General features: G+C 65.8%; 24 protein-coding genes. 14 read left to right on the top strand and 10 right to left on the bottom strand.

Features of this window, described 5'->3' with window-relative positions; translation table 11 throughout:
* Genes V0R62_RS24370 through V0R62_RS24355 form a run of 4 tightly spaced genes read left to right on the top strand, consistent with a single transcriptional unit; the run spans window position 1 to window position 3,420 of the window.
* The gene (locus V0R62_RS24370) at window positions 1–912 is read left to right on the top strand and encodes a metal ABC transporter substrate-binding protein (RefSeq protein WP_330105536.1); all 912 of its coding nucleotides are present in this window, start codon (window positions 1–3) and stop codon (window positions 910–912) included.
* On the top strand, window positions 909–1,655 hold the full coding sequence (locus tag V0R62_RS24365) for a metal ABC transporter ATP-binding protein (RefSeq protein ID WP_330105535.1): 747 nt from the start codon (window positions 909–911) through the stop codon (window positions 1,653–1,655). The genes V0R62_RS24370 and V0R62_RS24365 overlap by 4 nt, the downstream gene beginning before the upstream one ends.
* Complete coding sequence (locus V0R62_RS24360; RefSeq protein ID WP_028692191.1) at window positions 1,655–2,554, top strand: metal ABC transporter permease; 900 nt, start codon at window positions 1,655–1,657, stop codon at window positions 2,552–2,554. The genes V0R62_RS24365 and V0R62_RS24360 overlap by 1 nt, the downstream gene beginning before the upstream one ends.
* Window positions 2,551–3,420: a metal ABC transporter substrate-binding protein gene (locus V0R62_RS24355; protein ID WP_330105534.1), complete on the top strand. Its 870-nt coding sequence runs from the start codon at window positions 2,551–2,553 to the stop codon at window positions 3,418–3,420. Before V0R62_RS24360 ends, V0R62_RS24355 begins: the two co-directional genes overlap by 4 nt.
* Window positions 3,421–3,525: 105 nt before the next feature.
* Here V0R62_RS24355 and V0R62_RS24350 read toward each other — a convergent pair whose 3' ends face one another.
* From V0R62_RS24350 to V0R62_RS24335, 4 genes are all read right to left on the bottom strand, one after another.
* Window positions 3,526–4,608, bottom strand: coding sequence for a DUF1615 domain-containing protein (locus V0R62_RS24350; protein ID WP_330105543.1), 1,083 nt, complete (start codon window positions 4,606–4,608; stop codon window positions 3,526–3,528).
* Window positions 4,605–5,156 carry an isochorismatase family protein gene (locus V0R62_RS24345; RefSeq protein ID WP_330105533.1) on the bottom strand — a complete coding sequence of 184 codons (552 nt, stop codon included), beginning with the start codon at window positions 5,154–5,156 and terminating at the stop codon, window positions 4,605–4,607. Before V0R62_RS24345 ends, V0R62_RS24350 begins: the two co-directional genes overlap by 4 nt.
* A gap of 982 nt (window positions 5,157–6,138) precedes the next feature.
* Window positions 6,139–6,969, bottom strand: a complete 831-nt coding sequence (gene nudC, locus V0R62_RS24340) for an NAD(+) diphosphatase (protein WP_330105532.1) — start codon at window positions 6,967–6,969, stop codon at window positions 6,139–6,141.
* A 36-nt stretch (window positions 6,970–7,005) separates the two neighbouring features.
* The gene (locus V0R62_RS24335; protein WP_028692407.1) at window positions 7,006–7,818 is read right to left on the bottom strand and encodes a crotonase/enoyl-CoA hydratase family protein; all 813 of its coding nucleotides are present in this window, start codon (window positions 7,816–7,818) and stop codon (window positions 7,006–7,008) included.
* A 151-nt stretch (window positions 7,819–7,969) separates the two neighbouring features.
* Between V0R62_RS24335 and nhaB the strand changes: the two genes are divergently transcribed.
* Window positions 7,970–9,472: a sodium/proton antiporter NhaB gene (gene nhaB / locus V0R62_RS24330; RefSeq protein WP_330105531.1), complete on the top strand. Its 1,503-nt coding sequence runs from the start codon at window positions 7,970–7,972 to the stop codon at window positions 9,470–9,472.
* 173 nt (window positions 9,473–9,645) lie between these two features.
* Complete coding sequence (locus V0R62_RS24325; protein ID WP_330105530.1) at window positions 9,646–10,260, top strand: dihydrofolate reductase family protein; 615 nt, start codon at window positions 9,646–9,648, stop codon at window positions 10,258–10,260.
* A gap of 6 nt (window positions 10,261–10,266) precedes the next feature.
* Here the strand turns inward: V0R62_RS24325 and V0R62_RS24320 are convergent, their stop codons facing one another.
* Window positions 10,267–11,001 (bottom strand): alpha/beta fold hydrolase, encoded by a 735-nt coding sequence (locus V0R62_RS24320; protein ID WP_330105529.1) that lies wholly within the window; start codon window positions 10,999–11,001, stop codon window positions 10,267–10,269.
* A 142-nt stretch (window positions 11,002–11,143) separates the two neighbouring features.
* On the opposite strand from V0R62_RS24320, the gene V0R62_RS24315 reads away from it, so the two are divergent.
* The 3 genes from V0R62_RS24315 to V0R62_RS24305 all read left to right on the top strand — a co-directional run bounded on the left by V0R62_RS24315 (window position 11,144) and on the right by V0R62_RS24305 (window position 12,936).
* On the top strand, window positions 11,144–11,617 hold the full coding sequence (locus tag V0R62_RS24315; RefSeq protein ID WP_330105528.1) for a GNAT family N-acetyltransferase: 474 nt from the start codon (window positions 11,144–11,146) through the stop codon (window positions 11,615–11,617).
* 32 nt (window positions 11,618–11,649) lie between these two features.
* Window positions 11,650–12,351 carry a YoaK family protein gene (locus tag V0R62_RS24310; RefSeq protein WP_330105527.1) on the top strand — a complete coding sequence of 234 codons (702 nt, stop codon included), beginning with the start codon at window positions 11,650–11,652 and terminating at the stop codon, window positions 12,349–12,351.
* A gap of 342 nt (window positions 12,352–12,693) precedes the next feature.
* Entirely contained in the window at window positions 12,694–12,936 is a 243-nt protein-coding gene (locus tag V0R62_RS24305) for a hypothetical protein (protein ID WP_330105526.1), read from the top strand.
* Here the strand turns inward: V0R62_RS24305 and V0R62_RS24300 are convergent.
* Both V0R62_RS24300 and V0R62_RS24295 read right to left on the bottom strand, forming a co-directional pair.
* On the bottom strand, window positions 12,926–13,810 hold the full coding sequence (locus tag V0R62_RS24300) for an alpha/beta fold hydrolase (RefSeq protein ID WP_330105525.1): 885 nt from the start codon (window positions 13,808–13,810) through the stop codon (window positions 12,926–12,928). The genes V0R62_RS24305 and V0R62_RS24300 overlap by 11 nt on opposite strands.
* Window positions 13,807–14,877: a sugar phosphate isomerase/epimerase family protein gene (locus V0R62_RS24295; protein WP_330105524.1), complete on the bottom strand. Its 1,071-nt coding sequence runs from the start codon at window positions 14,875–14,877 to the stop codon at window positions 13,807–13,809. The genes V0R62_RS24300 and V0R62_RS24295 overlap by 4 nt, the downstream gene beginning before the upstream one ends.
* Before the next feature lie 108 nt (window positions 14,878–14,985).
* Between V0R62_RS24295 and V0R62_RS24290 the strand changes: the two genes are divergently transcribed.
* Window positions 14,986–15,579 carry a TetR/AcrR family transcriptional regulator gene (locus tag V0R62_RS24290; protein WP_330105523.1) on the top strand — a complete coding sequence of 198 codons (594 nt, stop codon included), beginning with the start codon at window positions 14,986–14,988 and terminating at the stop codon, window positions 15,577–15,579.
* A 205-nt stretch (window positions 15,580–15,784) separates the two neighbouring features.
* Window positions 15,785–16,405, top strand: a complete 621-nt coding sequence (locus V0R62_RS24285; protein ID WP_330105522.1) for a TetR/AcrR family transcriptional regulator — start codon at window positions 15,785–15,787, stop codon at window positions 16,403–16,405.
* On the opposite strand, the gene V0R62_RS24280 is transcribed toward V0R62_RS24285, so the two are convergent.
* Window positions 16,402–17,304 carry a LysR family transcriptional regulator gene (locus V0R62_RS24280; protein WP_330105521.1) on the bottom strand — a complete coding sequence of 301 codons (903 nt, stop codon included), beginning with the start codon at window positions 17,302–17,304 and terminating at the stop codon, window positions 16,402–16,404. The two genes, V0R62_RS24285 and V0R62_RS24280, sit on opposite strands and share 4 nt — an antisense overlap.
* A gap of 90 nt (window positions 17,305–17,394) precedes the next feature.
* Here V0R62_RS24280 and V0R62_RS24275 point away from each other — a divergent pair, with 90 nt between their 5' ends.
* Together V0R62_RS24275 and V0R62_RS24270 are read left to right on the top strand one after the other, a co-directional pair.
* Window positions 17,395–18,750, top strand: a complete 1,356-nt coding sequence (locus V0R62_RS24275; protein WP_330105520.1) for an MFS transporter — start codon at window positions 17,395–17,397, stop codon at window positions 18,748–18,750.
* On the top strand, window positions 18,743–19,144 hold the full coding sequence (locus V0R62_RS24270; RefSeq protein ID WP_330105519.1) for a DUF4440 domain-containing protein: 402 nt from the start codon (window positions 18,743–18,745) through the stop codon (window positions 19,142–19,144). The genes V0R62_RS24275 and V0R62_RS24270 overlap by 8 nt, the downstream gene beginning before the upstream one ends.
* A gap of 44 nt (window positions 19,145–19,188) precedes the next feature.
* On the opposite strand, the gene V0R62_RS24265 is transcribed toward V0R62_RS24270, so the two are convergent.
* A complete protein-coding gene (locus V0R62_RS24265; RefSeq protein ID WP_330105518.1) occupies window positions 19,189–20,265 on the bottom strand; it encodes an AbrB family transcriptional regulator in 1,077 nt (358 codons plus the stop codon).
* Between the two features lie 45 nt (window positions 20,266–20,310).
* Entirely contained in the window at window positions 20,311–21,492 is a 1,182-nt protein-coding gene (locus tag V0R62_RS24260; protein ID WP_330105517.1) for an MFS transporter, read from the bottom strand.
* Between the two features lie 95 nt (window positions 21,493–21,587).
* On the opposite strand from V0R62_RS24260, the gene V0R62_RS24255 reads away from it, so the two are divergent.
* The gene (locus V0R62_RS24255; RefSeq protein WP_330105516.1) at window positions 21,588–22,496 is read left to right on the top strand and encodes a LysR family transcriptional regulator; all 909 of its coding nucleotides are present in this window, start codon (window positions 21,588–21,590) and stop codon (window positions 22,494–22,496) included.
* The last annotated feature ends 50 nt before the right edge of the window (window positions 22,497–22,546 follow it).

Below are 22,546 nucleotides of genomic sequence, written 5' to 3'. Positions count from 1 at the left end.
ATGCTCCGCTTCGCCCGCCGCACCCTGGCGCTGCTCCTGGCCTGCGCCCTGCCCGCCGTGGCCCTCGCCGACAATGGCAAGCCACTGCGCATCGGCATCACCCTGCACCCCTACTACAGCTACGTGAGCAACATCGTCGGCGACAAGGCCGAGGTGGTGCCGCTGATCCCGGCCGGCTTCAACCCCCACGCCTACGAGCCCCGCGCCGAGGACATCAAGCGCATTGGCAGCCTCGACGTGATCGTGCTCAACGGCGTCGGCCACGACGACTTCGCCGACCGCATGATCGCCGCCAGCGAAAAACCCGACATCAAGACCATCGAGTCCAACGCCAACGTGCCGCTGCTGGCGGCCACCGGCATCGCCGCCCGCGGCGCCGGCAAGGTGGTCAACCCGCATACCTTCCTGTCGATCAGCGCCACCATCGCCCAGGTCAACAACATCGCCCGCGAACTGGGCAAGCTCGACCCGGACAACGCCAAGCTCTACACGCAGAACGCCCGGGCCTACGCCAAGCGTCTGCGTGCCCTGCGCGCCGAGGCCCTGGCCAAGGTCACCCAGGCGCCTGACGCGACCTTCCGCGTCGCCACTATCCATGCCGCCTACGACTACCTTGTGCGCGACTTCGGCCTGGAAGTCACCGCCGTGGTGGAACCAGCCCACGGCATCGAACCAAGCCCGGCACAGCTGAAGAAGACCATCGACCAGCTCAAGGCCCTGGACGTGAAGGTGATCTTCTCGGAGATGGACTTCCCCTCGGCCTACGTCGACACCATCCACCGCGAGTCCGGCGTGCGCATCTACCCGCTCACGCACATCTCCTACGGCGAATACACCAAGGAAAAATACGAGGTGGAGATGAAGCGCAACCTCGACACGGTGGTCCAGGCCATCCAGGAGAACCGCACGTGACCGCCGCCGCCAACCTCACCAGCGCCTGCGGACCGCGCATCGAGTTCGACGGCATCGACCTCACCCTTGGCCGGACGCGCATTCTCGAAAACGTGCGCTTCAGCGTCGCCCCCGGCAGCGTGCATGCCATCGTCGGCCCCAACGGCGGCGGCAAGAGTTCGCTGATCAAGACCCTGCTCGGGCAGATGCCGCACCAGGGCCAGCTGACCCTGCACTGGCCCGCAGAGCGTGAAGTGATCGGCTACGTGCCCCAGGCCCTGGAATTCGACCGCGGCCTGCCGATGACCGTGGACGACTTCATGGCCGCCATGTGCCAGCGCCGCCCGGCCTTCCTCGGCCTGTCCCGGCGCGTGCGCCCGGCGATCGACGCGGCGCTGGCGCGGGTGGGCATGCTCGACAAGCGCAAGCGGCGCATGGGCGCGCTGTCCGGCGGCGAGCGCCAGCGCGTGCTGCTGGCCCAGGGGCTGATCCCCGAGCCGCAGCTGCTGGTGCTGGACGAGCCGATGTCGGCCCTCGACGAAGCCGGCATCCAGGTGTTCGAGCAACTGCTGCACGCCTGGCGCCAGGCCGGCACCACCGTGCTGTGGATCGAGCACGACCTGGAAGCGGTGCTGCGCCTGGCCGACCGGGTCACCGGGCTGAGCCGCCAGGTGCTGTTCGACGCCCCGCCGGCCCAGGCCCTGACCCCCGAGCGCCTGCTCGGGCTGTTCTCCGTCCACCCGCGCAGCGAGAGCCTTGCCTGATGAGTTTCGAATCGTTTCGCCAGCTGGTCCAGGACTGGGCCACCGCTGGTTACCTGCCGGAGGCGCTGGCCTACGGCTTCGTGGTCAACGCCCTGCTGGCGGGCCTGATGATCGGCCCGGTGCTGGGCGGGCTGGGCACCCTGGTGGTGGTCAAGCGCTTCGCCTTCTTCTCCGAGGCGGTGGGCCACGCCGCACTGACCGGCGTGGCCATCGGCATCCTGCTCGGCGAGCCCTACACCGGCCCGTACGGCAGCCTGTTCGGCTATTGCCTGCTGTTCGGCATCCTGCTCAACTTCCTGCGCAACCGCACCGGACTGTCCCCGGACACGCTGATCGGCGTGTTCCTCTCGGTGTCGCTGGCCCTGGGCGCGAGCCTGCTGCTGATGCTGGCCGGCAAGATCAACGTGCACATCCTCGAGAACGTGCTGTTCGGCTCGGTGCTCACCGTCAGTGCCCACGACCTGCTGGTGCTGGGCATCGTCGCCGTGCTGGTGCTGGCCTTGGCCCTGCCGCTGTACAACCGCATCATGCTGGCCAGCTTCAACCCGCAGCTGGCGGCGGTGCGCGGGGTGGCGGTGAAGACCCTGGACTACCTGTTCGTGGTACTGGTGACCCTGGTCACCGTGGCCTCGGTCAAGGTGATCGGCGCGATCCTGGTCGGCGCCCTGCTGGTGATCCCCGCGGCGGCGGCGCGGCTGGTCAGCCAGTCGCTCAAGGGCTTCTTCTTCGTCTCGGTGATCATCGCCACCCTCAGCACCCTGCTCGGCATCCTGCTGCCGATCGTCTTCGACCTGCCGGTGCCCTCGGGCGCGGCGATCATCCTGGTTGCCGGGATCTGTTTTGCCCTCGCCGCACTGGCCCGCGCCCTCGTCCCCCGCCTGCAAGGAAACCCGGCATGACCCTGAAGAAACTGACCCTGGCCCTGGCCCTGAGCGGCCTGCCGCTGATGGCCGGCGCCACCCAAGTGTTGACCACCCTGCCGGTGACCCACAGCCTGGCCAGCACCTTGCTCGACGGCACCTCGGTACAACTCCAGCGCGCCGCCCCGGCCAACCTGCCGGCCAGCCGCCAGCCCTCGTACTTCAGCGGTCGTGGCGGCGCCAGCCTGCAGAAAGCGGCATCGAAAGCCGACGCGGTGATCGGCGTGCGCTCGATCTGGCGCGACGACCCGCTCTACCCCATGGCCCGACGCAGCAACATCCGCATTGTCGAGATCGACGCCGCGCGCCCGGTGGACGGCGCCCTGCCCGGCATCGCGGTCAAGGGTGACGAGGCGTTCACCGCCTATCCCTGGCTTAACCCCAGCAACCTGGGGCGCATGGCCGATGTAGTGGCCAACGATCTCGAACGCCTCTCGCCAGCCGACAAGGCGAAGATCCAGGGCAACCTGGCCGGCCTCAAGCGGCAGATGCTGGAGCTGACCGCCAACAGCCAGACACGCCTGGCCGAGGTCGACAACCTGACCGTGGTCAGCCTGTCCGAGCGCCTGGGCTACCTGGCCAGCGGGTTGAACCTGGATGTGGTCGAGCAACCGCTGCCGGCCGACGACAAGTGGGACGAGGCGATGCTCAAGGCGCTGGGTGAGAACCTCAAGGCGCAGGATGTGGCGCTGGTGCTGCATCATCGTCAGCCGGACGCAAAGGTGGCCGAGATGATCGCCGCTTCCGGGGCGAAGTTGTTGGTGGTGGACAGCGATCCGGACGACACCGTGGCGGGGCTCAAGGCCAGTGTCGAGCAGGTGGTAAAGGCCCTCGGCGACAGTTGAATGCCTTTGTAGGAGCGGGCTTGCCCCGCGATGGCGTCAGAGCAGGCGACGATGTTGGCTCGACTGGCGCCATCGCGGGACAAGCCCGCTCCTACAGGGACCGCCTCAACGCTTCATACAGCGCTGATACCGCTCATCAACCCTGCCGGCAAACCACGCCGTGGTCAGCTTGCGGGTGATCTTCGGGCTCTTCAGCTCGATCCCCGGCAGCACCGCCCGTGGCAGTGCCTTGCCCGCCTTCGCTTCGGCCAGGGCGAACACCCCGCGATACAACTCGGTGTCCTCCAGTTCCAGGCCATTCTCCTTCTCCAACTGAGCCCTGATCTGCGGATTGCGCAGCCCCAGCTTCGCCCCCAGCTTGCGCGCCGCCTGCTCGGTGGTGCCGGGCAGGATGGCGCCGGGGGCGATCAGGTCGCCGTCGAGCGCCAACGTCGCCCCGCTCGCCCGGCTCAGCGCCGCCTGGAACGCCGCGTTGCGGCTGGCATACCAACCGGCGTTGAAATCGGCGAAGCGATACAGCTGACGCTCGTAGTGGGTGGGGTAGCCGAGCAGGTGGGCAATGCCGAAGTACATTCCGCCGCGGCGGCTGAACACCTCCTGGCGGATGCTGCCCGTGTGGTCGTAGGGATAGCCCTTGGCGTGCCGCTCGGCGAAATCCACGCTGACCTGCATCGGTCCGCCGGTGCGCACCGGGTTCAACCCGCCCAGCAGCGAGCGCCCCAGCGGCAGGCCGCCGATCACCTCGTCGTACAGAGCGCTGAGCTGCTTCTCGCTGCGCACGGCGAGCAGCCGTTGCTGGTAGGTCTTGCCGTTGGCCGAAGGCGTGTTCAGGGCGCCATCGACCAGCAGCCGGGGCACATGCAGGCGCGCCGCCCGGCGGTCGATCTCCTCCCGGGCAATCCGCCCCAGGTTCGGCACCTGCGGATCGGCGTTGAAGGTGGACTCCTGCTCGGTCACCGCCAGCACCGCGCACAGGTTGCTCTTGCTCGGGCTGATGCCCTGGGCCTGGAACGCCACCTGGATATCCTCGGCCCAGCCCTGGCGGTCCTTGACCTGGGCCGGCAGCAGGCGCATGAGCTGGGCGCGGACCTTGGACGGGTCGGACTCGGCGGCTTCCTCACGTCGCCCGGCGCAACCCTGGAGCAGGCCCAGGGCCAACAGCGCGCTGATCAGCAGGTGACCGTTCAGGGCTGCTCACCGACCAGGTAGGTCTTGCTGATCTGGCGGAACAGCGGGTGGCTGGAGCTGCCCAGCAACTCGAACAGCACCATTTCGCGGGTGACCACCTGCGCCCCGGCATCGCGCATGCGCGCCAGGCCCGCAGCCTTGCTGGCCGGGGTACGGCTGTCGCAGGCGTCCTCGACCACGAACACCTGCTTGCCCAGGGCCCGCAGGCCGAGCACGGTCTGCAGCACACAGACGTGGGTCTCCATGCCGCAGACGATTACCTGTTCGCGGTCGAGCAGGCTGGGGGGCAGGCATTCGGCGGTGACGCAGGAGAAGTGCAGTTTCTCGACGATCTCGGCGGCTGGCGCCGCGGCCTTGAGGGCGGCCAGGGTGTGGCCCAGGCCCTTGGGGTATTGCTCGGAGATTACCGTGGGGAGTTTTAGTTCGGCGGTTGCCGCGAGCAGCCAGCGGGCGCGGGCCGCGGTGCCCTCGGGGTCGCTCATGGCGCCTATCAGTTTTTCCTGGATGTCGATGACCAGCAGCGTGGCCTTGCGGGGATCGATCAGCATTGGCGGACTCATGGCTTGGGAGGAAGGAGTAGCCTTACCCAGGCGGGGGGTGGCGTCAATTGGGGGCTGCTGGTTTTGCAGGTGGATCATGGGTTTGGCGTATAACTGAGGCTGGTTGTTTTGATAGTTGTATGCGCATTCGTAGGTGATGTCGACATTTAGTCACCTTTTCGCCTTTACGGCGACCTACTTTTCTCTAGGGAAAAGTAGGCAAAACCGTTCCGCTCCGTTCATCCGGCCCCTGCGCTTCGCTCCGGGGTCCCCTCGCTCCGTTCTTGCTCCCGGGAGGACCGCGCTGAACGCCCCATCCTGGGGCGCAGCGCTTGACGGCCATCCATGGCCGTCACCTCCCTACGCAAGAACTCCGCTCGGCCTCCTGAAGTCGCAATTGGTGGCGCCTGGACTATCGCGCGCTTAGAAGCAAGAGCAAGAGCAAGAGCAAGAGCAAGAGCAAGAGCAAGAGCAAGAGCAAGAGCAAGAGCAAGAGCAAGAGCAAGAGCAAGAAATGCGAAGTTAGTTGTTTGGCCATTAGTTATGCATTGGCTGTTCCGGCCCTTTCGCGGGGCAAGCCCGCTCCTACAGGGCTCTATATAACGGCGACTATTGCGTGGGAGCGGGCTTGCCCCGCGATGCGATCGAGAGATTAATTAAATTTAAACTAGCGACAGCTGCGCCAGTTCAGGCGCCGCCCGTAACTTCGCGACTTCAGGAGGCCGAACGGAGGTCTTGCGGAGGGAGGTGACGGGCATGGATGCCCGTCAAGCGCTGGGGCCCAGGATGGGCCCTGCAGCGCGGTCCTCCCGGAGCAAGACCGGAGTGAGGGAACCCGGAGCGAAGCGGAGGGCCGGATGAATGGAGCGCCACGGCTTTGGTTACTTTGGCCACGACCAAAGTAACCCGCCGTAAGGGCGGAAAGGTGAATAAGCGTCACCATCACAAATGAATGCGCATACAACTTCCAAAACCAACAAACCAACCCAACTCAGGCAGACAAAACCGGCTCAGGAAGACCCAACCGCCGAGCAACATACAGATCAATCAGATACCGAGCAATCGACCGCCCCGCCGGCAAAGGCGGCAACTCATGCACATTGAACCACCGCGCATCCTCGATCTCATCCGCCTGCATGACAATCTCCCCCCCAGCATACTCGGCATGAAACCCGAGCATCATCGAATGCGGAAACGGCCAGCACTGGCTGCCAACGTACTGGATGTTCCTGACCTCCACCGCCACCTCTTCACGCACCTCGCGCACCAGGCAATCCTCGGCCGATTCCCCAGGCTCCGCGAATCCTGCCAGGGTGCTGTAGACCCCGGTGACAAAGCGCGGCGAACGGGCCAGCAGCACCTCGTCGCCGCGAGTAATCAGCACGATCATGCTCGGTGAAATCCGCGGATAGCTGCGCAAGTCGCACGGCTGGCAGTACATCGCCCGCTCCCAGCGAATCTGCGTCATGGCCTGCCCGCAACTGCCGCAGAAACGGTGCTCGCGAGCCCAGGTGCCGATCTGCGCGGCATAACCGAGCACCTTATAAGTGTCGAAGTCGCCTTCAAGCATGAACCGGCGCAGCCCCTGCCAGCGGCAACCCGGCACTTCACCGGCGCCGCGCAGCTCCAGCAGGAACACCGGCTGGCCATCGAAATGGCCGATGCCATGTTCGCACAACACGTCCAGCTCCTGGCGCTTGAGCCAGTCACGAGGAAACAGCGCGCCGTTGGCGTCCACCAGGAACCCCTCCGGGCTGCGGGCGACGGCCAACCCCCCGGTTATCTGCGGGTCGAGTACTGCGGTTGTCCAGCGTGCTGACATGGTTCGGGTCCCTTGATGGCGCCCGCCACTGTCCAGTCAGTCGGCGAACGTCGGTTGCTGTTTGCTCATGTGCGCGGCCATGGCCACGCGCAGGTCCTCGGACTGCAGCATGGCGGCGTTCCAGGTGGCGATGTACTCCAGGCCATCGTCGATGCGATGGTCGCGCATGTAGCTGATCATCTCCTTGGTGCCGGCCACGGCGATCGGCGATTTTGCGGCAATCTCGCGGGCGATGGCAAAGACCCCGTCGAGCAGCGCCGCCTGGTCATCATAGACGCGGTTGACCAGGCCGATGCGCAGCGCCTCCTGGGCGTCGACCCGACGGCCGGTGTAGGCCAGCTCGCGCATGATGCCGTCGCCGATGATACGCGGCAAACGTTGCAGGGTGCCGACATCGGCGGCCATGCCCATGTCGATCTCCTTGATCGAGAACTGCGCGTCAGCGGCGCAGTAGCGCATGTCGCAAGCCGAGACCATATCGATGGCGCCGCCGATGCAGTAGCCCTGGATCGCCGCCAGCACCGGCTTGCGGCAGTTGTCCACGGCGTTGAACGAGCCTTGCAGGCGCAGGATGGTGCGGCGCATCACCCGGGCGTTGCGGCCGACGTCCTTGCCCAGTTGCTGCGCCAGGGTGGCCAGCATCGTCAGGTCGATGCCGGAGGAGAAGTGCTTGCCGGCACCGCTGATGACCACCACGCGCACCGCGTCGGTGTCGTCGATCCACTGGAAGATCTCGACCAGCTCTTCCCAGAAGGCGGCGTTCATCGCGTTGATCTTGTCCGGGCGGTTGATCTGCACGTGGGCGATGTTGTCGGTCAGTTCGACCTTGAACGCGGTGTATTCGGTCACGAGCGGCACTCCTGTGGGAAAAGGATTCACAACGCCGGATCTTAGCGCACCCGCAAGGCTGCACATGTGCCAAAAGCCGGACTGGATGACTTGCACCCCGAGGCCCGATGCGGCACCTTGCGCCACTGCTGAATCAAAAGGATACAAATTCATGTCCCGTTCCCTGACCGGCGCCCTCGCCCACGGCTTCCTGGGCCAGTCGCCGCGTTGGTACAAGGCCGTCATCTGCCTGTTCCTGGTCCTCAATCCGTTGCTGCTGGCGACCCTTGGCCCGGTGGTCACCGGCTGGGTGCTGGTGATCCAGTTCATCTTCACCTTAGGGATGGCGCTCAAGTGCTACCCACTGATGCCCGGCGGCCTGCTGCTGGTCGAGGCGCTGCTGCTGCGCATGACCACGCCCGAGGCCTTGTACGAAGAGCTGCAGCACAACTTCCCGGTGATCCTGCTGCTGATGTTCATGGTCGCCGGCATTCACTTCATGAAGGAGCTGCTGCTGTATCTGTTCTCGCGGATCCTGCTGGGGGTGCGCTCCAAGGCAATACTGAGCCTGCTGTTCTGCGTGCTCTCGGCGTTTCTTTCGGCGTTCCTTGACGCCCTGACCGTGACAGCGGTGATCATCAGCGCCGCGGTGGGCTTCTATGCGGTGTACCACCGGGTCGCCTCGGGCACCAACCCACGGGAGGAGTCGGCGCTGGACAGCGACCACCAGGTCGAACAGTTGCACAGCGACGACCTCGACCAGTTCCGCGCCTTCCTGCGCAGCCTGCTGATGCACGGCGCGGTGGGCACGGCGCTGGGTGGCGTGTGCACCCTGGTGGGCGAGCCGCAGAACCTGCTGATCGGCCATGAAATGGGTTGGCACTTCGCCGACTTCTTCCTCAAGGTCGCGCCGGTGTCGATGCCGGTACTGGCGGCGGGCCTGGTGACCTGCGTGCTGCTGGAGAAGCTGCGCCTGTTCGGCTACGGCACGCTGATGCCCGAGCGCGTGCGCCAGGTACTGGCCGCCTACGCCGCCGAGGACGACGCCGCGCGCACTCCGGCCCAGCGCATCGCCCTGGTGGTGCAAGGCCTGGCCGCGTTGATCCTGATCGTCTGCCTGGGCCTGCACATCGCCGAGGTCGGCCTCATCGGCCTGATGGTCATCGTGCTGATCACCGCCTTCACCGGCATCACCGACGAGCACCGCCTGGGCCGCGCGTTCCAGGACGCCATGCCGTTCACCGCGCTGCTGGTGGTGTTCTTTGCCGTGGTCGCGGTGATCCACCAGCAGCAGCTGTTCAGCCCGCTGATCGCCTGGGTACTGGGCCTGCCCAGCGAGCAGCAGCCGGGCATGCTGTACCTGGCCAACGGCCTGCTGTCGGCGATCAGCGACAACGTGTTCGTCGCCACCATCTACATCACCGAGGTCAAGCAAGCGTTCGTCAATGGCGCGATGAGCCGCGAGCACTTCGAGACGCTGGCGGTGGCGATCAACACCGGCACCAACCTGCCCAGCGTGGCCACGCCCAATGGCCAGGCGGCGTTCTTGTTCCTGCTGACCTCGGCGATCGCGCCGCTGGTGCGACTGTCCTATGGCCGCATGGTGTGGATGGCCTTGCCTTACACCGTGGTCATGGGTGGCCTGGGCTGGTGGGCAGTGACCTACTGGCTGTAGCCGAACCCTCTGCAGGAGCGGCTTTAGCCGTTCCTGCAGGCGACCGCGCCTTTTCCCGTTTTTCCTCCTCCCGTGCCCCCATCCGTCGAACCCTGACTATCGTTCAGCACTGCTGTCGATTCTCGCCAACCCCGTTCGACTATCCAGCACACCCACCCGAGGAGATTCATCCCATGCGCAAGCTCATCGTCGCCGCCTTCATCACCCTCGACGGCGTCATGCAGGCTCCTGGCGGTCCACAGGAAGACACCAGCGGCGGCTTCACCCATGGCGGCTGGATCCCGCCGTTGGCCGACGAAGCCTTCGGCCAGGCCATGCAGACCTTGTTCAGCCAACCGTTCGAACTGCTGCTGGGGCGGCGCACCTACGACATCTTCGCCGGGTTCTGGCCAGAAGTCGGGCCCGAGGCGCCGGATCGTCCGTTGGCCGACCTGTTCAATGGCGTGGCCAAGCACGTCGCCACCCACCACCCTGAATCCATCGACTGGCAAAACAGCCACCCGTTGGGCGCCGATGTGGCCGGCGCGGTGCGCGCGCTCAAGCAACAGGACGGCCCGGCGCTGCTGACCCAGGGCAGCGGTGAACTGGTACGCCAGCTGCTGGCGGCCGGGCTGGTGGACGAGCTGCGCCTGTTGATCCATCCCCTGCTGCTGGGGCACGGCAAGCGCCTGTTCGGTGACGATGCACAGGCCGCAGCCTTCAAGCTGGTGGAATCGAGCAGCACGCCCAAGGGGGTGCTGCTGGCCCATTACGCGCGCAGCGGCGAGGTGCAGACGGGGTCGTTCTGAACGAAGTCAGTCGAGCAGGCGGGCGATGGCGCTGGCGAAGCCTTGCGGGTCTTCGAGCATCATCAGGTGCCCCACACGCGGCAGCACGGTAAAACTGGCCGCCTGCTCCTCGGCCCAGTAAGGCACATCCCAGCCGGCCCGCGAATGTTCGCCGGCGACCAGGTGCACCGGTTTCGTGGCGAACAACGTGCGCAGTTCCGCCAGGTAACCTGGTACGCCGGTCACCGCGACCACCGAGCGCGCCATGGCCTGCAGCGTGCCTGCGCCCTGGTGGGCCAGCCACTGGTGCGCCAGTGCCAGGCGCCCGGCATCAGCCATGATGCCGGAGCGAGCCAGCCAGGCACAGGCATCGTCACGATAACCTTGCAGCAACGCCTCGGCCTCGACTGGGGCCATGCGCGCCACCGACGCCGACCAGAACGCGTCCTTCAAGGTGAAGTTGCCCTCGACACTGATCACGCTCGCCACGCTGGCCGGATAGCGCCGGGCGAACAACATCGCCACCACTCCACCCACGGAGTGGCCGAGCAGGTGCACATAGGGCAGGTTGCGCGCCAGCAGGATCTGCCGCAGGTGCTCGACCTGGGCGTCGATATCGACCCGCGTCGACGGCGTGTCGTCCAAGCTGCCATAGCCGAGCAGGTCCGGGGCGAACACCTTCCTGGGGCGCAAAGTGCGCTGAAACGTCGGGTGATCCAGGCAGCCGATCAGGCCATTGACCAATACCACGGGCGTATCCATAGCCTGCCTCGACACTGTGCTTGCGGGACCCGCAGCATGCGACCTGCCACGGTGATTGAACAGCACAATCCCATTGCACCGCGCGAATGAGCGTTTTCCCGGACGCCCTTGTTATCATCACGGCTCAACCGGGAGGGAACCCATGCTCAAAATTCGCCGCGCCAGCCGCCACGACGCGCTGGAAACCTACACCATCCGCCGCCAGGCGATCCTGCATCAGTGCGCCGGGGCCTACGGCGACGAGCTGGCCCAGGCCTGGGCCGACGTGCCGTATACCGAAGGCTACGCGGCAGTGGTCGCCGACCAATACCACCTTGCCTGCGTGGACGGCACGATTGCCGCCACCGGCATGCTCGACCTGCACAGCGGCGAACTGGGCGCACTGTTCGTGCTGCCGTCGTTCATGGGCCAGGGCATCGCCCGCAGGATGGTCGAACACCTCGAAGGCATCGCCCGGGCCGAGGGCCTGGAAACGGTCCATCTGGATGCCACCCTCAACGCCGCCGCGTTCTATCGCCGCTGCGGCTACATCGGCGACGCACTATCGACCTACCAGTCGCCCTTTGGCCTCGAACTGTCCTGCATCCCCATGCGCAAGGCCATGGCTCGGGTATAAGATCAGAGCCCCCAGCCCCGGAGACCCATCCCATGCTGCCCACCGCCTCCTCCCAGCACAGTGCCCGCCGCGTTCGCTTGCAGGCCTTGCGCGGGCGGGTCGGCCTGGGGCTGGTGGCCGGGCTGTCGGTGCTGGCCGGCATGACCGATGCCATCGGCCTGCTGGCGCTGGGCGACTTCGTCTCGTTCATGAGCGGCAACACCACGCGCCTGGCGGTGGCCATCAGCCAGGCGGACCTGGCGCTGATCCTGCGCCTGGCCCTGGCGATCCTCGGCTTCGTGCTGGGCAACACCCTGGGCGTCCTGCTGGCCCGGCGCTTGCGCCGGCGCGCCGCGCCCTTGCTGCTGATCGTCGCCACCCTGCTGGCCTTCGCCGCGGCCTGGCCGGCGTCGATCACCTTCCCCGCGCTGATCGCGGCCACCCTGGCCATGGGCATGCTCAATGCCGTGGTCGAGCAGGTGAACGGCCTGCCGATCGGCCTGACCTACGTCACCGGCGCGCTGTCGCGTTTCGGCCGTGGCCTGGGACGCTGGTTGCTGGGTGAGCGTCGCGATGGCTGGCGAGTGCAACTGGTGCCCTGGAGCGGGATGCTGCTGGGCGCCGCGCTCGGCGCCTGGCTGCAACAACGGCTTGGTTTGCAGGCGATGACGGCCAGTTGCGGCCTGGCCTGTCTGCTGGCGCTGGTGACGGTGTTCATTCCGCGAGCCTGGCAGCTGGGCTACATGCCGCGCTGAGGACAGGCCCTTTCAAGGTGTTGATATCAGGCCGGGGCTGCTTTGCAGCCCTTTCGCGGCACAAGGCCGCTCCTACAGGTGACCGCGCATCCCTGTAGGAGCGGCCTTGTGCCGCGAAAGGGTCGCAAAGCGACCCCGGCAACCTTGAACTGCAACGGCCACATCCCAAAAATCGCAAAATCCTTGAAAGGGATAGAGCTGAGGACAGGCCCAGACAGCGCAAGCCCGTACCTGTATCAATAGTCACTATCGAACACAGCAATTTCCAAAGCATCAACGTGGCCAATACCCTGAGCTCATCGATTCGACACACTCGAATCCCAGGCTCACGGAACCGCCCCGATGAACACCACCGCCCGCCTCCTCTTCGCTGCCCTGGCCATCGCCGTGCTAAGCGGCTGTGCCAGTCATCCCGAGTTGCGCCCCTATACCGCCGAGGAAACCCGCCAGTTGCAACTCGAAGCGTTGCAGCGTCAGGGCCTGAGCCTGGAGGAGTACGAGCAGCGCAAACTGGCGGTGTCGCGCGCCGGCCGCCCGCAGGTGGTGACCGACGCCGCCAGGGCCAGGACCGCGATCAGCGGTTGACCTCGACCTCCTCCAGGAACGCCAGCAGGTGCTCGTTGAACGATATCGGCGCTTCCTCCATGACGAAGTGCCCGCAACCCGGCAGGATCACGCCACGCACCGAGTCGGCATGCCCCTGCATTGTCAGCAGCGGCGCATCGCCCGTGGCATGCTCGGCACCGATCGCCAGCACCGGCATGGATAGCGGCATCCGGGCGCGCTCGAGGTTCTGGCGGATGGTCTCGGGGATCGCCCGGTAATAGGCGAAGCCCGCCCGCATTCCGCCCGGTGACGCGTAGGCGCGGATATAGACATCCGCAGCCACCGCATGCCGGCGCACCGCCCAGCGATCGAACATGAAGTTGAGGTAACCCTCCTCGCGTCCGGCGATCAGGAATTCCGGCAAATCGCGCACCTGGTTGAACAGGAAATGCCAGAGGAAGATGTTCTCCTGCGGCGCCACGAAGATCGGCGGCGCCTCGGCCAGCCCAGGAATCACCGCCTCGGCCACCGTCAACGAACGGACCGCCTGCGGCAGGTCGCTGGCCATGGCATAGGCGACCCACATCCCCACATCGTGGCCGACCAGGTGGTAGCGCTCATGCCCCAGTCGGGTCATGGCGGCATGCAGCACACGGGCGACGTTGCCGGTGTCGTAGCCCTGCTCGGGACGATCCGAATCACCCAGGCCCGGCGGGTCGATGGCGATGGCGCGAAAGCCGCGCGCAGCCAGGATCGGCAGGACATGGCGCCAGGCGTACCAAGTCTGCGGCCAGCCCGGTACCAATAGCACTGGCTCGCCCGTGCCGGCCACGACACAGTGCAGACGCTGGCCCTGAACCTGCACATAGACATGCTCGAAGGCATCACCCAAGGTCTCGACCGACAGGCTCATACCCGTACCTCCTTGTCGATACCCAGCATGCGCTGGATCTGCCGGGCGTCGATCGGCGCGCCGGCGAAGTCGTCGAACACCTGATCCGTGACCTGGATGATATGGCGGTTGATGAACTCGACGCCTTCGCGGGCGCCGTCCTCCTGGTTCTTCAGGCAGCACTCCCACTCCAGGGTCGCCCAGCCGGCAAAGTCGTATTGCGCCAGCTTGGCGAAAATCGCCTTGAAGTCCACCTGGCCATCACCCAGCGAGCGGAAGCGCCCGGCACGTTCGGCCCAGTCGCTGTAGCCACCGTACAGGCCCTGCCGGCCGCTCGGGTTGAACTCGGCGTCCTTGACGTGAAACATGCGGATCAACGGGTGGTAGAGGTCCAGGTAGGCCAGGTAGTCGAGCTGCTGCAGGACGAAATGGCTGGGGTCAAAAAGGATGCGGCAGCGCGGGTGTTCGCCCACCAGGGCGTGGAAGCGCTCGAAGCTGGTGCCGTCGTGCAGGTCCTCGGCCGGGTGGATCTCGAAGCACAGGTTGACGCCCTGCTCGTCGCAGCAGTCGAGGATCGGCCGCCAGCGCCGCGCCAGCTCCTCGAAGGCGGCCTCGACCAGGCCCTGGGGACGCTGCGGGAACGGGAAAAAGTAGGGCCAGGCCAACGCACCGGAGAATGTCCCCATGTCGTCCAGGCCCAGGTTGCGGCTGGCTCGCGCCGCCAGTTTCATCTGCTCGATTGCCCAGGCGGTGCGTTCCGCTGGGTGCCCGGCCAGCGCGGCCGGGGCAAAAGCGTCACACATCGGGTCGTAGGCCGGGTGCACGGCGACCAGTTGGCCGATCAGGTGGGTGGTCAGCTCGCTGACCTGCAAGCCGCGCGCGGCCAACCGCCCCTTGATCTCATCGCAGTAACCCTTGCTCTGCGCGGCCAGTTCCAGGTCGAACAGCCGGGCATCCCAGGCCGGCACCTGCAAGCCCTTGAAGCCAAGCCCCGCGGCCCAGTCGGCAATGCTGTCCAGGCTGTCGAACGGCGGTTTGTCACTGCTGAACTGCGCGAGGTGCAGGCTCGGTCCCTTGAGTGTTCTCATGATGCCTTCTCATTGTTTGTCGATCGACAAACAATAGAATCGAACAACGCTGCCCGTCAATCGCAAATTGGCTAGAATGCGCGTTTTGCGTATTCAGGCAGGCGAGCGATGGCAGGGCGACCTCGGGAATTCGACAAGCAACAGGCACTGCGCAAGGCGATGCGACTGTTCTGGGAACATGGCTATGAGGGCACCTCGATGTCGGCCCTGGTGTCCGCGCTGGGCATCGCCTCCGCGCGTATCTACGCGGCCTTCGGCAGCAAGCAGCAGCTATTCGAGGAGGCCGTGGCCCTGTACGAGTCGGCCGAGGGCGGCTTCGCCGACCGCGCCCTGGCCCTGCCGGATATCCACCAGGCCCTGGTGCGGATGTTCGAGGACGCCATCAGCACCTACACCCGCGTCGACGAGCCCAGGGGCTGCCTGGTGGTCAGCGCCGCCAGCGGCGTGGCGCCGGACAACCTGGCCGTCCAGGAGTGGTTGTCCGGGCATCGCCGGCAGCGCACCGAGTCGATCATCGAGCGCCTGCGCCAGGCCCGCGAACTAGGGCAACTGCCGGCCGACACGCAGGTCGAAGCTCTCGGCCACTTCTATGCCACCTTTCTCCACGGCATTTCCGTGCAGGCCCGCGACGGCGTACCCGCGCACGATCTGCGCGACGCGAGCCGCCAGGCATTGACCCTGCTGCCGAACAGCCAGGGCTGACGCGTTCACCTGTAGGAGCGGCCTTGTGCCGCGAAAAGGCCGCAACGCGGCCCCAGGATTTCAGCGCTGATGCAAAGATCGCCAGGGCCGCTGCGCGGCCCTTTCGCGGCACAAGGCCGCTCCTACAGGGATCGCGCACGGGCCGTTTACCTCGGGCACGGCAAAGCTGTTAGCCTTGCCCTGTTCAGGTCACCACGGACAGCCCATGGCCAACCACAAGATCGAGATCCGCCGGCGCAACGTCGAGAAGATCCTGCAAGCCGCCGAACAGGTGTTCGCCGACAAGGGCTACGGCGCCACCTCCATGGGCGATATCGCCGAGCTGGCGCAACTGCCGCGCTCAAACCTGCACTACTACTTCAGCACCAAGGACGAACTGTACCGCGCCGTGCTGCAGGACCTGCTGGATGTATGGAAGCAGGACGCCCTGTGCTTCGAGCACTTCGACGACCCGCGTGTGGTGCTGACCAGCTACATCCGCGCCAAGATGGGCCACTCGCGCTCAAGGCCGCTGGGCTCGAAGATCTGGGCCGAGGAGATGCTCCATGGCGCCCCGCTGCTCGGCGCCAGCCTGGACGAAATCCTGGTGCCCTGGGCGCAGCTCAAGCAAGCGAAGATCCGCAGCTGGGTCGAGGACCGGCGCATCCTGCCGGTGGAGCCGTCGGCGCTGCTGTACATGATCTGGGCCGCGACCCAGCACTACGCCGACTTCGGTTACCAGGTCAACCTGCTCAATGGCGGCGAGCCGCTGTCCGACCTGGCGTTCGAGCAGGCGGTGCAGACCGTCACCGGCGTCATCCTGCGCGGTATCGGCCTGGAGCCTTAGCGGCCCAGGTGCTCGCACAGGAAGTCGATGAACACCCGGGTCTTGTGCGGCACATGGTTGCCGTTGGGGTAAACCACGCTGATCGGCTGCGCCGGCAGGCTGTAGTCCGGCAGCACCCGCCGCAACCTGCCGGCGTCCAGATCCTCCTCGACCAGCCAGGCAGGCAGCACCGCCACTCCCAGCGCGGCGCAGGCCATCGCGCGGATGGCGTGAGACGCATTGGACTGGTAGGCCGCCCTGCCCACCACGCTAACGCTGCCCGTCCGCGCACCGTGCAATGTCCAGCTGGTCGGGCTGCGCAGGTTGCTGTTGGCGATCCAGGGCACATCCGCAAGGTCCGCGGGCTGGGCGATGGCATGGCGGGCGAGAAACGCCGGTGAGGCCACCAGCAGAATGTCGTAGTCGGCCAGCTTGCGGCTGCGCAGGTTCGAGTCGGTCAAGGCGCCGAGGCGCACCACCAGGTCGAGCCGCTCGGCAATCAGGTCACTCAGCGACGAGTCGGTTTCGTAGCTGATCGACAGCGCCGGGTAGCGCTCGGCGAACAACGGGATCAGCGGCAGGATAAAGCGCTCGCCGTACTCCCCGGTGGTGCTGATGCGCAGCCTGCCCGATACGCCGTTGTGTCGGCGCAACACACTGTCGAAGGCGCCTTCGACATCACTGACGATCACCTTGAAATCGTCGTAGAAGCCCTGGCCGGTCTCGGTCGGGGCGATGGCCCGGGTGCTGCGCGCCAGCAGCGTCACGCCCAGGGCCTGCTCCAGTGCCTTGACGTGCTGGCTGGCCATGGCTTTGCTGATGCCGAGAAAGTCTGCCGCCTTGGTGAAGGAGCCGAAATCGACCACTGCCAGAAACGTCTGCACCCGGTTGAACTGGGTGTGGAGGGCCGTGCGCGGCATTGTTCACTTCCATCAAACAGAGTTTCAAGGGTAGCGACATCGACAGGGACAGTCCACGGCACCTAGGCTGCGTGCCGAAAAGGAGTGGCAATGACGTACCGGTATCGCGTGGCAACGATCTTCCTGATGGGCTTTTTCATCGACTGCATCAACCTGTTCATGCCAACCGTGGCGTTGCCACGGATCGCGGCCGAGTTCGCCATTGGCAACGCCAGCAGCGCCTGGGTCGGCAACGCCTATATGCTCGGGCTGACCCTGGCCGTGCCGGTGAGCACCTGGCTGGCGAGCCGCTGGGGCGCGCGGCGCCTGCTGTGCGCCGCCATGCTGGGGTTCAGCGTGGCCGTGTGGGGCTGCGGCGAAGCCACGAGCTTCGCCGCGCTGATCACCTGGCGCCTGCTCCAGGGCATGGCCGGTGGCTTGCTGATCCCGGTGGGTCAGGCGCTGACCTTCGAGCGGTTCCAGGGGCCGGAGCGCGCCCGCGTGTCCACCCTGGTGATGGCCGTGGCGCTGCTGGCGCCGGCGCTGTCGCCCACCCTCGGCGGGATGATCGTCGACCATGGCCGCTGGCCGTGGGTCTTCCACTGCAATATCCCGCTGGCCCTGCTCACGGCGGCGCTGGCCTGGGCCTGGATTGACCAGACACCGGGCCCGGCAGCGCCGCGCCCGGACTTCAAGGGACTGCTGCTGGTCAGCGCCGCCCTCGCCTGCCTGCTGCTGGGCCTGTCGCTGTACGGCGCCGGCCATGGCGTCGCGCTGGCCAGCGCCTGCCTGCTGGCCGGTTTGTCTTGCGCCCTGCTGTACCGTGCCCACTACCGCCGCTCGGCCGGGGGCATCGTCGAGCTGAAGCTACTCGGCAGCCCTCGCCTGCGGGTCTCGATGCAGGTTTACCATGCAATCCCCGGGGTGTTCACCGGGGTCAACCTGCTGAACATCTTCTACCTGCAGGACGTGCTCAACCTGAGCGCCCAGGCCACCGGCCTGTTCATGCTGGTCTACGCCGCCGGGGCCTTCGCCGCCATGCTGCTGGCCGGCCGCCTGTATAACCGCGTCGGTGCCGCCCGTCTGTTGCTGCTCGGCATGCTCCTGCACAGCCTGGGCATCGGCCTGCTGGTAATGGTCGACACACCGACGGACAGCGCGGCACTGGTTGCGGCCTACGGCCTCATGGGCATCGGCGGCGGCATCGGCGCCAACACCGCCCAGACCACCGCGCTGCTGGACTTCAGCGGCGAGCGGATGCAGCAGGCCAGCGTGCTGTGGAACCTCAATCGGCAGATGGCCTTCAGCGTCGGCGCCGCCTTGCTGCTGATGATCTTCAACCTGTTGCTGGTGGGGCTGAATTCGTCTGCGGCCTATCACCTGACCTTCGTCCTGGCCGCGCTGCTGGGGCTGGCGCCGCTGCTGGCACTGAATACACTACCCAAGGAGAACCACGCCCATGCCTGAACACGCGATTGCCCGCGCCGAACGCAGCATTCACCACGTCCACGAACTGATCCAGATGGTCTTCACCCGCCCGGCGGCCGAGACCCAGTCGGTGCTCGGCGGACTGATGGCGGTGTTCGCTGACGATTTCAGCATGGTTGGCACGACAGGCACACAGGTCACCCGCCAGCAGGTCGAGCAGTTGTTCAAGGGGGCCGCCGGGACCAGGCCAGGACTGCAGATCACGATCAGTGATGTGCAACGGGTGTGGCAGGCCGGGTTGAATGTGGCGATGCGCTACAAGGAAACCCACCGTTCGCAGGGCATGGCACAGGCGCGCTGGTCGCTGGCCTTGCTCGAATGCGGCGACCGTGGGGTGGTGTGGCGCTGCCTGCACGAGACGCCTATCCAATAAGCACTTTCGCGACAATGCTCCCTTTCGAACTGTAGAGGCACGTTTCAGCTGCCGGGATTTTCCTGCAACAACCGTCTCGGCAGCAATGCAGGGGCGACATGGATGATCGACATGCGCAGCACATGGTTGAGCATGACGAACGCAGGATCGAGCTTGAGCAGCAAAGCCGCCGCGGTCATGACCTCGACACCTCCCGGCACCCAGGACATGAACAGCGCCAGGAACGGCTTGCCGCTCAGGCGACTGGCGGCGAAAGCCACCAGCAGCGTGGCGCAGAACGTCAGGCTGGTGACCACCAACCCGGCACGGGCATAGCGCAGCACTTCAGGCAGGGTGATGTCGCGCAGGCGGATGCCGATCAGGCCGCCCAGCAGCACCAACGCCACCATCGCCAACGGTGCAGGTACCCGCAGGTCGGCTTGTGGCATGCCGATGTTGAGCGCCGCGGCACACACCAGCCCGGTCAGCATGTAAGGCGCAGGCACCGACAGACGCTCCAGCAGGTAACCGGCCACGACCGCGACCAGCGCCACCGGGACAATCCGCAGGTAGTCACCGACGCTGCCCAGCATCGGCACGGTGGTATCTGCGTGACCACCGGCGATCAGCGTGACCACCAGCAGCAGCGCCAGCAGGCGCACGATATGCACGAAGGCAATGCGGGCCGATGCGGGGCCCTCCGCACCCGACACGGTCATCACCGCTGCCATGGCGCCCGGGATGGCGCTGAGCAGGCTTTCGACCTGCCCCCACTTCTCCTTGCGCCGCAACCAGTTGTAGCCCACCAGAACCTGCACGGTCATGCATAGAAGCAGCCCAGGCAGGATGCTGAAGTCGGCAAGCTCGTGCACCATCGCGGTGGTCACGGTCGAGCCGACGCTGATGCCAAGCAGCAGTTGCACGGTGGCCACGAACGGATATGGCATGCGCATGGGGACGCCCCACTTGCTCAATGCCGTGACCACGGCGATGGCACCGATCAGTTCTCCGAGCGGCAATCTGGCGAAAGACCCCAGCCAGGCGCCAATAGCGGCGGCGGTAATGGCAACAAGGCTTTCGGTCAGCGCCTTCCTCGCGCGACCGACTGCCTGCATGTCCCTTGGCAAGTTGCGTGCTATCATTTCACGGTATTCCTTGTGGTTGGGCCAGACATTGAAGGCGCACGCTCAGCGCAGTTGCCGGTGTGCCCCTGAAGATCGCGGGTTACCCCAGCTCGCCCTGGCAATGAGCATCGGCAATACCTGCAACAGCACGATCAAGGCGATACAACCAGCCCAACCCCAGGGGTCCCATAGCAAACCGGGGAGCGACGCGCCAAAGCTGCCGCCCAGGTAATAGCACGTCAGATACAGACCGACGGCGGCCGCCTTGTGCTGCTGTGCGTGAACGGTGATGAACGCATTGGCGGCGACCTGGGCAAGAAACACCCCGGTGGCACTGAGCGCCAGGCCCAGCACGATCATCCATAACGACGATGACAGTGTCAGGGCTGAACCTGCGATGCCCAGGCAGCCAGCCACCTGCAACAGCTCAGCCTGCGACCGTGCATTGCCCAGGCGACTGGCCACCGGTACCACCACCAGGGCCAACAGAAACACCGCGTAGATCGAGCTCAACCCTGCGGTACCCAGGTTGAACGGTGCCTGGCTCAAATGCAGACCTACATAGGTGAACGTCGCGACCTGGGCGAAGAGCACGCAAAAGCCAACACTATAGGCACCCAGCAATGGCCTGCTCAGCAACTCGCCGCGCAGTGCCTGGCGGTCCGCCAGTGGCTTGCCTGCTGACCAAGGATGGCGCGGCAACAGTACGGCGATCACCAGTCCCGTCGCCAGGGTCAGGCAACCGAGCACCACCAGTGCCATGCGCCAGTCGCTGTACGCAGTCACCAGCCCAGTGACGAAGCGACCGCAAAAACCACCTAACACTGTCCCCGCGACATACAAGCCCGTCATCTCAGTAACCACCGCGCCACTCCAACGCACGCCGATATAGGCGACAGTAGTGATGAAAACGCCCGGAATGACCAGGCCCTGCAAGACCCGCCAGATCAGCAACTCACCGAAACTACTGGCTGTCGCCGCCAGCATTGCGGGTACCGCCAGCAACAACGCCGCCACGGTGATCACCCGGTACTGCTCGTAACAGCCGGTAAGCCAGCCGACAAAGGGCGAGATCACGGCCACGGCCAGGATGGTGACGGTGATGCTCCAGCTGGCGTGCCGGGCACTGACGTCGAAGGTCTCAGCCAGTTCGTGGAGCAACCCTTGGGTGGCGTACAGATTGAGAAAGGCCACACATCCACAAAGAAACAAGGCAACACGGGGGCAATCGGCAAGCAAGCGCATACAAGGGCTCGTGAAAAGGACTTGCCGACTTGTAAGATGGATCAAATCTTGGATCCAATACTACTTTTCGACCGATTGATACTTCAAGGATGAAGATGATGGAGCTGCGTCGCCTGCGCTGTTTTCTGGTGGTCAGCGAGGAACTGCACTTCGGCCGCGCCGCCGTGCGCCTGCACATGTCCCAGCCCCCCCTGACCCGGCAGATATCGGCGTTGGAGGCAGAACTGGGCTTTCGCCTGTTCGATCGCAGTACACGCAATGTCAGCCTGACTGCCGAAGGCCAGCATTTCCTGCCCTATGCGCGCTCGGTGCTGGAGCAGGTCGACCTGACCAAGGCCATCAGTGCCAAGCTGGCAACGGGCTCCAGCGGACACCTGGCCCTCGGCTATGCCAGTTCGATCGCCCTCTCGGAGGTCTTCAGCCGTTCGATCCAGGCGTTCTGCACAGCCTGCCCGGACGTGCAACTGACCTTGGAGGAAGGCGCGTCCAGCGGGCAATGGACGCAACTGGCCGAAGGCCGTCTGGATATCGGCATGAGCCGCATGCACCCGCCGGGCGACAACCCTCAGGTCCAGGCCATCTGCCTGGACAACGAGCCGCTGGTCGCGGCCGTTCCCAGCGACAGCCCCCTCGCCCGGCAGTTGCAGGTGGGCCTGGCCGAGCTCAGCGAACTGCCGTTGATCGCCTTTCCCCCGGACTATGGCTCGGGCTTGAACGAAGTCATCCTCGGCCTGTACCGCCGCCACGGGCTGACCCCGCGCCCGGCGCCAAGCGGCCGGCAGATCACCTCGATCATCGCCCTGGTTGCAGCGGGCCGTGGTGTCGCGGTAGTGCCACAATGCACCCGGTCCCTGGTCTGGCGTGGCGTGACCTACCTGCCACTGGCCGAGCCCGGGGCCTGCGCGCCGCTGCTGGTGCTGACCCGCAGGCACGAGCGCAGCCCGCTGGTGCGGGCGTTCGTCGGGGTGATCGAGCAGACCTTGCGCGGCGGTCTGGCCGGGTAAACGAAATCTTCGTGAGAGCGGGGGTGGGGCGGCGGCTGGGGCGGCGGCGG

The sequence above is a fragment of the Pseudomonas carassii genome, assembly GCF_036324045.1.
Taxonomy (GTDB): domain Bacteria; phylum Pseudomonadota; class Gammaproteobacteria; order Pseudomonadales; family Pseudomonadaceae; genus Aquipseudomonas; species Aquipseudomonas peradeniyensis.
This window is presented reverse-complemented; position numbering and strand designations above follow the sequence as displayed.